This is a genomic window from Wolbachia endosymbiont (group A) of Crataerina pallida, from assembly GCF_964028475.1.
Classification (GTDB): Bacteria; Pseudomonadota; Alphaproteobacteria; order Rickettsiales; family Anaplasmataceae; genus Wolbachia; species Wolbachia pipientis.
Genome location: NZ_OZ034785.1, coordinates 1,101,517 through 1,114,423 on the forward strand (window position 1 = coordinate 1,101,517; position 12,907 = coordinate 1,114,423).

General features: G+C 36.0%; 11 protein-coding genes and 1 pseudogene. All 12 read left to right on the forward strand.

What is annotated here, in order from left to right:
• Positions 1-10: 10 nt before the first annotated feature.
• A complete protein-coding gene (locus ABWU55_RS05375) occupies positions 11-2,059 on the forward strand; it encodes an AAA family ATPase (protein ID WP_353286212.1) in 2,049 nt (682 codons plus the stop codon).
• 90 nt (positions 2,060-2,149) lie between these two features.
• Entirely contained in the window at positions 2,150-2,851 is a 702-nt protein-coding gene (locus tag ABWU55_RS05380; RefSeq protein WP_353286213.1) for a hypothetical protein, read from the forward strand.
• A gap of 15 nt (positions 2,852-2,866) precedes the next feature.
• A complete protein-coding gene (locus ABWU55_RS05385; protein WP_353286214.1) occupies positions 2,867-4,795 on the forward strand; it encodes a DUF4815 domain-containing protein in 1,929 nt (642 codons plus the stop codon).
• Positions 4,796-4,807: 12 nt separating this feature from the next.
• Positions 4,808-5,995, forward strand: a complete 1,188-nt coding sequence (locus tag ABWU55_RS05390; RefSeq protein ID WP_353286215.1) for a hypothetical protein — start codon at positions 4,808-4,810, stop codon at positions 5,993-5,995.
• A gap of 4 nt (positions 5,996-5,999) precedes the next feature.
• A complete protein-coding gene (locus ABWU55_RS05395; RefSeq protein ID WP_015589010.1) occupies positions 6,000-6,194 on the forward strand; it encodes a hypothetical protein in 195 nt (64 codons plus the stop codon).
• On the forward strand, positions 6,191-7,603 hold the full coding sequence (locus tag ABWU55_RS05400; RefSeq protein ID WP_353286216.1) for a hypothetical protein: 1,413 nt from the start codon (positions 6,191-6,193) through the stop codon (positions 7,601-7,603). Before ABWU55_RS05395 ends, ABWU55_RS05400 begins: the two co-directional genes overlap by 4 nt.
• A gap of 10 nt (positions 7,604-7,613) precedes the next feature.
• Positions 7,614-8,174 carry a hypothetical protein gene (locus ABWU55_RS05405; RefSeq protein ID WP_265017958.1) on the forward strand — a complete coding sequence of 187 codons (561 nt, stop codon included), beginning with the start codon at positions 7,614-7,616 and terminating at the stop codon, positions 8,172-8,174.
• Positions 8,167-9,341 (forward strand): annotated as a pseudogene (locus ABWU55_RS05410) (phage tail sheath subtilisin-like domain-containing protein). Before ABWU55_RS05405 ends, ABWU55_RS05410 begins: the two are co-directional and overlap by 8 nt.
• Before the next feature lie 11 nt (positions 9,342-9,352).
• Positions 9,353-9,859, forward strand: coding sequence for a phage major tail tube protein (locus tag ABWU55_RS05415; protein WP_353286217.1), 507 nt, complete (start codon positions 9,353-9,355; stop codon positions 9,857-9,859).
• Between the two features lie 46 nt (positions 9,860-9,905).
• A complete protein-coding gene (locus ABWU55_RS05420) occupies positions 9,906-10,163 on the forward strand; it encodes a phage tail assembly protein (RefSeq protein ID WP_353286218.1) in 258 nt (85 codons plus the stop codon).
• A 109-nt stretch (positions 10,164-10,272) separates the two neighbouring features.
• The gene (locus ABWU55_RS05425) at positions 10,273-12,558 is read left to right on the forward strand and encodes a phage tail tape measure protein (protein WP_353286219.1); all 2,286 of its coding nucleotides are present in this window, start codon (positions 10,273-10,275) and stop codon (positions 12,556-12,558) included.
• On the forward strand, positions 12,558-12,905 hold the full coding sequence (locus ABWU55_RS05430) for a phage tail protein (RefSeq protein WP_353286220.1): 348 nt from the start codon (positions 12,558-12,560) through the stop codon (positions 12,903-12,905). The genes ABWU55_RS05425 and ABWU55_RS05430 overlap by 1 nt, the downstream gene beginning before the upstream one ends.
• The last annotated feature ends 2 nt before the right edge of the window (positions 12,906-12,907 follow it).

Consider the following 12,907-nt stretch of genomic DNA (forward strand, 5'->3'; position numbering starts at 1 on the left):
TCAGGTAGGTATGGATATTTATTGTTCACAAAGAAATGGATATTATAAATTATTAGGGAAGAAAGAACAGTTAAGAACTCAACTCCTATCAAATATAAGGTCATGTCTTTCTTATTTACTGCCAAGAGGAACTTTTCGTGGTGATAAGTTCTATGTAGGTGATCTAAAAGGCAATCAAGGAAAAAGTATGATAGTGGAGTTAACTGGCAGTAAAGCCGGATTATGGCATGATTTTTCTACCGGAGAAGGAGGAGATATTTTTGATCTTTGGGCTGCTGTTACTGGAAAAAATCAATTTACTGATACGATAGAAGATATTGCTAAGTGGATTGGTTATTCGGAAAAAAATAACACTCTGGGGCAACCAACGGCATCATGGAACTATTACGATGAAAGTGATCAAGTGATTGCTACAGTTTATCGTTATAACACTGATTCAGGAAAAAGATATCTTCCTTTTGATGTAAAAAGGTCTAGTTTTACTCTACCAGAGACCAGGCCTTTATATAATATTTCAGGTATTATGAAATCTGATAAGGTGATTTTAGTTGAAGGTGAAAAGTGTGCAGATGCTCTGATAGAGCAAGGTATAACTGCCACAACTGCAATGTTAGGAGCAAATGCACAAATAGAAAAAACAGACTGGTCACCACTTAAGGGTAAGCATGTTATTATTTGGCCAGACAATGATGAACCAGGTAAACAATATGCTGAGAAAGTTGTGAAAAAGCTTACTTTTCTTGGTGTTTTATCACTTACTCTTCTTGAAATACCGGAGAATAAACCAAAAGGATGGGATTCAGCTGATGGTATAGAAGAAAAGATGAATATTCCTGAATTCATTGAAAATAACTCGAAAAAAATCATCGTTAAGCAATTTCTTAATATTCAAGAATGGAGTGTGGAACGTTTTATAGGTCCAGTACCAGAGCAAAAGTTTCTTGTTGAAGGGTTATTTCCTTTAGGAGTGACATCTATTCTAGCTGCAATGGGAGATACTGGCAAAGGTATGCTTCTGCTTGATTTAGCACTGAAAGTTGCGAGTAGAAAAGATCAGCCATGTGGTTTTGGTCCTTTAGTTACTGAACATGGATCTGTGGTAATTTTCTCAGCAGAAGATGATATGAGTGAAATACATCGTCTTTTAGAGCGTCTTGATTCGCAATGCGAAAGATTAAAATATAAAGATAGGCTCTTTATTGTACCATTACCAAATGTTAGTGGATCACTTACAATCATAAAGAGTGTTTCAGGTAAAGTTATAGAGACTTCTCCTGAATTTGAATCTATAACAAAACAACTTAATAAAATAAAAGACTTAAAATTAATCGTATTTGATCCACTTGCATCATTTGTGCATGCTGATTTAAATACTGACCCAGCCGTAGGCGATTATTTGATGTCTTTATTATCTGATTTAGCAGGTAGCACTGGAGCATCAATAATTACTGCCCATCATATGAGAAAGCCAAAAAGTGAAAAACCTATATCGACTGTTGAGCAAGCACGTGATGCCATTAGAGGTACATCTGCTCTTGTTAATGGTGTTAGGTGTTCATACGCTTTTTGGTCTGTAGAAGATGCAGCTAAACCGACAATTTTTAAATCAATAGGAGAATCTGTAAGACAGAACGCATTATTTTATGGAGCAATTGTTAAAGCAAACGGTTTGGCTGATCGCACTTTACGCACTTATTTAAGAAATGAAGAAACAGGATTGTTAGAGGACATAACTGAAAGATTAAGAATAAAAAATATGAACGAAAAAGATTCAAAGCAGCATCTTATAACTGCAATTACACGAGCAGCAATTTCTGGACATCCATTTACCCATACAGGAAGTACAGGAGTGTATAAACAGCGGCATAGACTACCTGAGGAGTTTCACAGTATAGGAAGAGATAGAATGGAGCGTATAGTTCAAGAGCTGTTACAAACACGGAAGCTGGTTAAGGGAATGGCTACTGGTTCAAAAGAAGATAAATGGCTTGACATTCCTAGCGGACCATTTGCTCGCGGCGTTGGAAAGTTTAGCTGTGGAGCTGAGCTATTCTCCTAAAAAATTTTTCTGATATAAAAAAATATTTTGATTTTTGCGGACGAATTTTGAACTCACCGTACATATATAATATAGGGGGCTTAATTAAAAATGTCAATTCTCACACAGTCAGGAAGAGCAGCAATAGCAGCCAGCATCAAAAAGCAATCTATCCATCTTGCTTGGGGAAGTGGTGATTCAAGCTCTGGAAGTAGCCACAAAGTAGAAAAAACTTTCGTTAAGGGTGAAATAAAATTTGATCATCAACCTATTTTTGATCGTCAACCTATTAAAGATGTGAAGGTTTTTACAGGGCAAACAACTTATCAGCCAAGTATTGACTATACAGTTAATGGCAGTACTGGTGTAATAAAACTTACGGAAAATAGCTCTATTCCAGTAAGTGATAAAGTTACTGTAGAGTATAGTGAAAGCACACCACCAGAGCTGATAACTTCTGAAAAGCTGCTCAATGAACTTGGCAGACGTACTGCAGATGAGGTTCTCTTTTGCACAGGTGATGAGAATGGAGAGCTTTTGACTCCAACAGGGAGGTTTAGGTCCTCAAATGTACCAACCAATAATTTGTACCTTAAATTTACTTTCGATTTCACGGATGCAGCAAATCAAGTGATAAGGGAACTAGGAGTTATGGTTGGTACAAGGGTAAAAGAAAAATTGCCTCCTGGACAAAGGTATTTTGAACCACAAGATATAGAAGACCCAGGGATCTTATTAGTTTTAGAACATACAGTACCGCTCATTAGGACTTCAGCAACCAGGGAAACTTTTTCGTTTGTAGTGACATTTTAGAAAAAGAGAAAAAAGATGACCTTAAATAGCTATTATAACCGCTTTAATCCTGACAAAGAATACGAAAAAAGCTTGTTTCTAGCAGGAAGAGGTCTACAGTCTGCAGAATTAAACGAGACTCAGGAGTATGCTCTCTCTAAGCTTAAAGGCATAGGCGATGCAATATTTCGTGATGGTGATGTTATAACAGGAAGCAATTGTATTATAGATAGAGAAACTGGTAAAGTTACTCTTGAGTCAGGAAAAATCTATCTTCGTGGAGCAGTTAGAAAAGTAGAAGCAAAAGAGTTTGTTATTCCACTGAGTACCACAGTGCGTATCGGTGTTTATTATCTAGAATCTACGATTACAGAACTTGAGGACGAAAATCTTCGTGATCCTGCTGTTGGTACACGTAATTATCAAGAAGTAGGGGCAGCAAGGCTTAAAGTTTCCACCATTTGGGGATACCAAGTAGAAAGTGTTACTGTTAACTCTACAAATGGCGAATTTTACCCAATTTACAATATTGAAAATGGAGTATTGATAGAACATTCACCGCCACCACAAGCAAATATAGTAACTACTGCTCTTGCTCGTTATGACAAAGAGGCAAATGGTTCCTACGTTGTAAATGGCCTTGAAGTAATGTTCCTGCAAAAGGAAGAGGGGGAAGGAGGAAAAAAAATATTTGTAATTAATGAGGGCAAAGCTCATGTTGATGGTTATGAAATTGAGTTACCTCACAGTATTCGCATTTCTTTTGATGAAGATCCAGATATAAAATCAGTTGAATCAGAACCACATACTTTTCAGCCAAATAGCCAAAGAGTAATGGAACTGAAGGTTAATGATTTTCCAATAAGTGAAATTAAAAAAGTAGATATAACTGTTCAAAAAACCATTACCATTACTCATGGTTCATATTCAGGAGCTGTTGATCCAATACCTGACTCTGCAGTACTTGAAATTATTCAAATTAAACAAGGTAATGTTATTTATGAAAATAGTGTAGATTATAAACTAAACGCAGGAAATATTGATTGGTCATTACCCGGCAAAGAACCAGCTCCTGGAAGTAGTTATCAAATAACTTACCGCTGTCGCACTCATGTAAGCCCTGAGGATATAAGTGAGCAGGGGTGTAAAGTAAAAGGAGCAGTTGATAACAGCTTGGTTTTGATAGATTATACCTGGAAAATGCCCCGCTTTGATTTAATTACTATCGATAGCAAAGGGGTGGTAAGGAGAATAAAAGGAATTTCTCACCCTTGGCGACCATCAATGCCTAGAGCGCCTAGTGGACAACTTTTGCTCTGCTACATTCATCAGACGTGGAAAAAAGGCGAAGGGGTAAAAATAGTGAATAATGCTATTCATGCTGTACCGATGAATGAGCTTGAAGCAATGAAAAAAGGAATAAATGATCTTTATGCACTTGTTGCACAGGAGCGTTTACGCAATGATGCAAATTCAAGAGAACCTACCACCAAAAAAGGAGTATTTGTCGATCCCTTCTTTGATGATGATATGCGTGATCAGGGAATAGGACAATCTGCAGCAATAGTAAATAAGGAACTAATTTTACCGATAGACGTGGAAATTATTGATGTTGAAAGAGGCAAAGAACCGTATCTTTTGCCGTATGAACTTGAGCCGGTACTTGAACAGCTTTTACAGACTAAAAGTGAAAGGATTAATCCTTATCAAGCTTTCGATCCAGTACCGGCAAAAGTTACCATGAACAAAAACATCGATCACTGGACAGAGGTAAAAACAAATTGGTCAAGTCCAGTGACAAGAGAATTTAATACTAGAGAAACAACAGAGCTATTGTCAAGTAATTCATATGAAGCTGAATTTATGAGAGAAGCAGTACAAGATTTTGAGATCGAAGGTTTTTCGGTTGGTGAGAAACTTAAAGAAATAAAATTCGATGGCATCGTCATTCAACCCGTGGCATAGAGGGAAAAAAAAGTGGAAAAAAGAGCTAACAATCAAGGACAAATAAGTGGAAAAATAAAAATCCCAGCAAATATTCCAGCGGGTACTAAATTAGTACAGTTTTATGGGGATAAAGGAAGCTATGGAGAGACAACTTATACTGGTAAAAAAACTATTACCATAGAAGAAAGAAGAAGAGTGATCGCAGCAAGACGAGTTGATCCATTAGCGCAAACATTTACGCTAAATGAAAGTAGGCACATAGGAGGCGTGGAGCTATGGTTTGTAAATAAAGGCAAAAAACGTGTTGTTGTTCAGATTCGGGAAACAGCAGTGGGAATGCCCTCGCAGACTGTTATTGCTGAAAGCTATATTGAGCCGAAAGATATAAAAGTAGATGGCATAGCAACACGTATAGAATGGTCGCCAGTGTTTTGCCATGCAGGAGAGGAGTATGCAATAGTGCTACTTACTGATGATCCTGGTACTGCGGTAAAAATAGCAGAACTTGGCAAATATGATGCAGTAAATAGCCGTTGGGTAACAAGCCAGCCATATCAAGTAGGAGTATTACTGTCATCAAGCAATGCAAGCACCTGGACTCCACATCAAAATTTAGATTTAACGTTTCGACTACTAGCTGCAAAATTTAGCGAAAATTCTTATGTTATTGATCTTGGCAAAGTTACAGCAACCAATACTTCAGATTTAATTGTTTTGACGAACGTCGAAAAAGTAGCATTTGATACCAATGTAGAATTTATTCTGACAGATGAAGAGGGAAAAGAAAATTTTCTATCTGATAACTTGTCGCTCGCGCTGCGTGAAAGACTATCTGGAAAGTTAACAGTAAAGGCAAATTTAAAAGGGTCAAAAGAAAAAAGTCCAGTGCTATATCCAGGGTTACAGCTAGTTCTAGGTAATCTTTCAGAGTCCGGAGATTATGTAACGAGAAGCATTACAGCAGGGGCTAACACTAAGATTACCATAACATATGATGCGCTGATACCTGGCACTGCAGATGTTAAAGCATATGTACAAAAAAACGTGGATTGGCAATTAGTAAATTTAACATCAGGAAAACCAATTGGAGAAAATTTGGTAGAGAGAACTCATGTGCTATCAAATTTTAATGGTAATGATACAAGGATAAAATTGGTTTTAAGTGGAACGGTTGTCTATCGTCCAAAAGTCAAAAATCTACGAATCATTATCACTTAGCAGAATGTCAGATGATAAAACAAGTAGAGGATACTCTTTGCCTCATCCAGAAAACATTGCTGTGCAAGATGTTGTTCGTATCCGTACCACAATTAAGAAAATAGATGAAGATATTACCGAAAGAGAAGATGAGCATAATCAACTTAAGAGTAATTTTGAGCGGTTTAATTTTGAGACTTTTTTAAATTTTTGGAAATGAAAGAAGCAATATACCAAAGGATAAAGGATTTAGCAGCAAACAGCACACCTGATCAACTGGCATATCTTGCAAAATCGCTGGAATTGATAGCAGATAAAAAAGCTATTGCTGACATTGTGCAGATGACTGAGGTAAAAGAGATAATTGATGCACTACAAAAGAGGCTTAAGGATTTAGCAGAAAACAGTACACCAGATCAATTAGCATATCTTGCTAAAGCATTGGAATCAATAGTCGACAAAAGTGCAGTTTCTGAAATTGTACAGATGACTGATGGTAAGCTAAAAGAACTTCTTGATAGTGCAAAAAAACACTTAACTGATCTGGATAATAAAAAAGCTAGTTCTTTAGCAGTGATCTCTGAATCAGAGAAGCAGTTATTAAAGAGAATTGATGAAAAAGGAACAACAAATTTATCGCTACTTGATACGAGAAAGAATGCCAATATTGCAGCAATAAATAGCATTAGTAACAGTCATAAAGATGGTCTTAAAGGTTTAGTAGAAGATTTTCGTGCTGTTACCACTGGCTCATCAATTATTGGGGAAATAGAAACTCGAATTGAAAACATCCTTAATGAGATAAAAACTAGAGATGATGAGCTGAAAGTGTCGCTTACACAAGAAATAAGAAAGCGCAACATGGTTGAACCTGGAGCATTACCTTTCTTATTTGGTGTACTTGGCAGAAAAAATAATTATTTTGGCCACGGAACTTTTACAACAGAGCTTGGAAAGTGGAGTAGTGATATAACAAAAACCGACTATATGTTACAACTACTAGCAGGTAGCCATACGTACAATACAGATTACGTTAGTTTTTATCGGCCAAGACAACTAAGTTTTATAGAGGGAAGTAAAGGAACATTTATTTACGGAGAGTCATGCACAAAAAGTTTTTCGGGTAGTTATGATGAGATATACTATTACCCGTATGCTGCACTTGGAGTAGTATTTGTAAAAAATACAACCAATGTGAACATAAATAAGACAATGGAATTTGTTGGATCATCGTATTCGAGTACGGAGTATGGGGGAGCAGGATTATTTGTGGGAACTCCTGATAATACTAATTCTAATAAATCAAGTATTTCAAAAATAGTATGGAAAAATGTTTACCAATACACGAGTTCTGATAGCAAGTTAGCCGGATCTGGTAATGTGGAGATTCCAGCAGGAAAAACAGTTGCAATATTACTTTACACATCATCTTATCTGTATTCCAGAACACAAGTTAGTCAAGGTATGCTTGCATCAAATTATGTACACAACTATGGTCAATTTATTCAGTGGGGGATTTATAACATACGTAGCAATTTTCTCACCACAGGGCTTGAGGTAGATGTGGAAAGGACGCTCAGGGGTTGGCAATGTCCAGGGTTAGAACGAACTGATCAAATATGGCAATGAGGAGGAATTTGTGACTATTTATATACGTTTTGAAAACCACAAGCAGATTGAAACAACAACACTTGAAAACAAGCCAACTGGAAATGATTGGTATGAAGCACCAAAGAATTTTGACTGGCAAAAAAGTTATTGTTTAACAGAAGGAGAGAAAATTGTTGAAAGGAATAAGGAAGATATTGAGCTGGAATTATTGGAAAATGCGAAACTTTCTGCACTTGATAGTGTGCGTTTTTATTTTAATAACTATACTAACGAATACGCTGGAAATTCTCACCAAAAAGCTAAATCGTATCAAATACAAGAAAAAGCCGCAAAAAGCATTCTAGCAGCACCAGAGTCTATAAGTAAAAAGGATACAGAAATTATAGAACCATTAGCAAAAGTCCGTGGTATTACAGTTATTGAAATGGCAAGAATAATTGAAGAAAAAGCAAAAAAAGCAGTAAAAGAAATAATTAAATGTGAAGAGTTGGAAGACATTACCAAGAAGAAAATTGCAGAAGCTAAAAGTGAAGTAGAGCTACAGACTTTGCTCGATGATTTCAGGAAAAAAATACAAAGAAATGGCTGAAGAATTTTTACACGGAGTAAATGTTATTGAGGTAACCTCAGGAGCAAAGACAGTACGTACAGCTAAATCATCAGTGATAGGTGTAATTGGTACTGCTCCTGAAGCAGATGAGCAAAAATTTCCACTGAATAAAAACCAGTACTGAGAGCAGGAAGCTTAAAAGAGGCTGCGAAGCTTGGTAAAACAGGTACCCTTCCACAAGCAGTAAGCTCTATCTTTACACAAATTGGTGCAACAGTAGTAGTTATTCGAGTTAAAGAAAGTGAAAACAGCGATCCAAAATTAAAAGAAGAAGAGACGCTGAAAAATATAATTGGCGGTGTTGATAAAGAGACTGGAGAGTATCAAGGGATAGAGGCATTCCTCAGTAGTGAAAGTATAGTTCATGTTGCACCAAGAATATTAATTGCGCCTCAGTTTACTCATCAATTGCCTGAATCTAAAAACCCAGTAGTAGCAGCTTTGATAGGAGTAGCAGAAAAGCTGAGGAGCATAATAGTAGCAGATGGACCAAATACCAATGATGAAGAAGCAATCAAGTGGAGAAAAGGTGTAGGCAGCTCAAGAGTTTACATCGTTGATCCTTGGGTTAAGGTATTTACTGAAGGAAAAGAAGAAATTTTGCCTCCAAGTTCATTTGTGGCTGGTTTAATAGCAAAAATAGATAGCGAACAAGGATTTTGGCACTCACCTTCAAATAAAGAGATAAATGGTATTGTTGGAACAAGCAGGCCTATTGATTTTACGCTCGGTAATATAAATTGTAGAGCAAACCACTTGAATGAAAATGAAGTAACAACGATAATTCATCAAAATGGCTATAGGCTTTGGGGAAATAGAACATGTTCAAGTGACTCAAAATGGGCTTTTCTGTCAGTGAGAAGGACTGCAGATTTAATTAATGATAGTTTACTTCGAGCTCATTTATGGGCAGTTGATCGCAATATCACCAAAACTTATATAGATGATGTAATTGAGGGGGTGAATTCCTATCTGGCAAGCTTAAAAGCACAAGGAGCGATTATCAGCGGAAAATGTTACGCAACTTCAGAATTAAACACACCAGCAAACATCGCAAGCGGAAAAGTATATTTTGACTTTGAGTTTACACCACCATATCCGGCAGAACAAATAACATTCAAATCTCATCTCGTAAATATAAGTTAGGAGAAAGCAAAGTGTTACCGAAAATACTGAGAAATTTTAACGTATTTGTAGATGGTCGTGGTTATGCAGGAAAAATCGATGAGATAACGCTACCAAAGCTTACCATAAAAACAGAAGAGTACCGTGCTGGTGGTATGGATATTCCAATAAATATTGACATGGGCATGGAAAAGCTTGAAGCAGATTTCACTTTTTCTGAATACGATACAGAGCTCTTTCGGCTATTTGGGTTGATAAATGGAAATTCAGTAGCTTTGACGCTTCGTGGTGGAATGCAAGGAAGTGGAAGTAATGATATTGAAGCAGTAATAATCAATTTAGGGGGAATATTCAAAGAATTTGATTTTGGTAGCTGGAAACCTGCTGAAAAAGCAACGCTGAAGTGTACTGTAGCTGCTCATTACTACAAACTTACGATAGGTGGTAATGAATTAATAGAAATCGATGCTGAAAATATGATTAGAAAGATAAATGGTGTTGATCAGATGGCCTTGCTGCAAACGGTTTTAGGTGTTTAGGTTTAGTTTTAAAAAGATTTTAGAATTTTATTTTTTAGGAAAAAGTATGACAACAGTAAAACTTGATAATCCAATACCAGTTGATGGAATTTCTGTCTCAGAACTTACCATTAGACGTCCAAAAGTTAGAGACTATTTGGCAATAGAACGCATTAATGGTAGTGACCTAAATAAGGAAGTAACTTTGACTGCCAATTTGACATCAGTTGCAAAAGAAGCGATTGAAGAGTTAGATATTGCTGATTATGTGAAAGTGCAGGAAGTATTAAAGGATTTTTTTTCACCAATTATTCAAAGGACTTGAGGTCAGAAGTATTAATGTTCAGCTCTGTTGTAGGGGGCGGGGTTGAGCAAATACTTGAAATGGAAATTAATGAATTTATCCTATGGAATGAAGCAGCGAGGAAGGTACAATGTCAACGTTATCTATAAAAATTGGAGCAGTCCTAGATGGCAGTTTCAGTACTGTAATAAAAGGAAGTAGCAGTCAACTTACTCATCTTGGTGAGAATATAAGAAAGCTTGACTCATCTTTAAAATCAGTATCAAAGTTTAAGCAGTTAGGTCATGATGTTTTGACTAGCAAGAGGTCATGGAAAGGCTTTGAAGATCAAGTAAAATCTTTAGCTAAACAAATGAAGGCAATAGAGAAACCGAGCAAAACTTTAAAAGCAGAATTTGACAAGGCCAAAACCTCTGCAATAAAAGCAAAAGAAGCATATTTGAAAAAGAGAGATGCTTTGCATTCATTTAATGAAGAAGTAAGAAAAAGTGGAAGAAATATTAAGTACTTAGTAAGTGACCAACATAAACTTGGCTCTTCTATTGAAGTATTAAAAGGTAAGTATGGTAAGCTTGGATCTGCAATACGTAGTCACCAAAGTTTTTTAGCAAGCAAAGCACATTTTAAGTCACAAATAATAGAAACAATTGGGCTTGGATTAACGCTTGCAGCTCCAGTTAAAGTTGCAATTGATTTTGAATCGGCTATGGCTGATGTAAAGAAAGTAGTAAGGTTTGATAGTAAAAAAGATGAAGCTAATAAATTTGCTCAAGAGCTCAAAAAGTTGTCTCGTGAAATACCCTTGTCAGCTGCAGAATTAGCACAAATAGCTGCAAGTGGTGGTCAACTTGGTATTGACAAAAATGATCTTATAAAGTTTACAACAGTAGTTGCCAAAATGACCACAGCGTTTGATATGTCGGCAGAAGAAGCTGGTAATGCTATTGCGAAAATATCCAATGTCTACGGAATTAAAGTTGATGGCATGGAAAATGTAGGTAACATAATAAACCATCTTTCAGATAATACTGCTGCCAAAGCTAAGGAAATGGTTCTTACACTGAATAGAATTGGTGGTAATGCTAAACAGTTTGGTTTAGAAATTGATCAAGCAAGTAGCTTAGCAAGTGCGTTCATAAGTTTAGGTAAACAACCCGAAAAAGCAGCAACTGCTATAAATAACTTTCTTAGTAAATTACAGACCGCAAGAGAGCAAAGTCCTGAATTTCACGATGCATTAGATGAGATGGGAACAAGTATAGAAGAGCTCGAACAAACTATTAAAAAAAATCCTCAAGAGGCAATATTGCAATTTCTTGAAACTTTAAAAAAAATAGATGACCAAGAGCGTGCCGGTATTCTTATGAATCTATTTGGCGCTGGGTTTCAAGATGACATTGCTCTTTTAGTAGGAAGCTTAGACATTTACAAGAAAGCTATTGAACATTTAGCTGATAAAGAAAAATATAACGCTTCAATGCAGGACGAATTTAACAATCGGGCAAATACTACAGCTAATAAATTACAATTACTTAAAAATGCAGTATTTGAAGCTGGCATGAATCTAGGGTCAGTAATGTTACCTACTTTAAATTATGTAGCTGGAAGTTTGAAAGCAATAACAGAGCGTATAGCTTCTTTTGCAGAAAAATATCCAACTTTAACTACAGCAATCATGAGTACTTTAGCAGCCTTGATAAGTTTGAAAGTCTTAGTAGTGGGAGTAGGCTATGGAATTACTTTATTAGGAAGTACAATTTTTGGTCTTAAAGCAACGATACTGACAACATTTTCATCTTTATCAAGTATAGTTTTTCCTGCAGTAATAACAGGGCTAAGAGCAATAACACTAGCTGTAATGACTAACCCAATTGGACTTTTAATAGCGAGTCTTGTTACTGGTGCAGCTTATGTTCTAACTAACTGGCAAAAAGTGAAAGACTTTTTCTCTAGCTTTTGGAAATCACTCATTGAACCTATAGGAAAAGCTTTTTCATGGATGGGAAATACAGTTAGTAGCATATTTGCTGAGAATAGCCCGATTAGAAAATTTGAAAATAATGGAAACGTTGTTAATAAGCTTTCTAAAAATAGCATTTTCAGTAACGGAAACCAATTGACAAGTAATAGTGCTATTAAACAATTTTCAGAAAATAGTAAAGGCAATTTTGAGAGTTTTAAAGTTAAAGGTGTTATAGAAGAAAAAAGAGCTATAGAACAAGAAGAAGTTGAGAAAGCATTCAAGAAAAGTAGATATGAAAATAGGGAATCTAAAGTATATAACCAAGCATTCTATCAAACGTTTAATATCAACATTAAGTCTGAAGATGTCCGCAGCGTTGCTGATGCAGTAATAGAACGATTTAGAGAACAAGCACGTGGGGCACTTTTTGATATAGTTGAAGAGTTACATTGATGTTGCTTGGAAAATGTAAGCTTGAACCAATAAGCCTAAGATACAGTAAAGAAAAAAGGTGGTATACAATTGAATGTATTGAAAAAACGTTGCTACAAAACATTGGCTCAGGAATTGAATGTATTGATCTGACAGGAGTGATTTATCCGCGTTATCAGAGTAACGGCTTAGAACAGCTAAAAAATATACGCGATACTCAAGAACCGCACGTTCTGGTTGATAATTCAGGAAATATACTTGGAAATTTTGTCATTACTAATGTAGAAGAAAAACAGATATTATTTTTTCCTGATGGAAACCCGAGAAAAGTTGAGTTTATTTTGAAGTTAAAAGGTTACAGTAAGTGATT

Bases quoted from the DNA above. Each gene is read 5' to 3' on its own strand.
- ABWU55_RS05375 (WP_353286212.1), top strand. From the start codon at position 11: ATGGATATTTATTGTTCACAAAGAAATGGATATTATAAATTATTAGGG.
- ABWU55_RS05380 (WP_353286213.1), top strand. From the start codon at position 2,150: ATGTCAATTCTCACACAGTCAGGAAGAGCAGCAATAGCAGCCAGCATC.
- ABWU55_RS05385 (WP_353286214.1), top strand. From the start codon at position 2,867: ATGACCTTAAATAGCTATTATAACCGCTTTAATCCTGACAAAGAATAC.
- ABWU55_RS05395 (WP_015589010.1), top strand. From the start codon at position 6,000: ATGTCAGATGATAAAACAAGTAGAGGATACTCTTTGCCTCATCCAGAA.
- ABWU55_RS05400 (WP_353286216.1), top strand. From the start codon at position 6,191: ATGAAAGAAGCAATATACCAAAGGATAAAGGATTTAGCAGCAAACAGC.
- ABWU55_RS05420 (WP_353286218.1), top strand. From the start codon at position 9,906: ATGACAACAGTAAAACTTGATAATCCAATACCAGTTGATGGAATTTCT.
- ABWU55_RS05425 (WP_353286219.1), top strand. From the start codon at position 10,273: ATGTCAACGTTATCTATAAAAATTGGAGCAGTCCTAGATGGCAGTTTC.
- ABWU55_RS05430 (WP_353286220.1), top strand. From the start codon at position 12,558: ATGTTGCTTGGAAAATGTAAGCTTGAACCAATAAGCCTAAGATACAGT.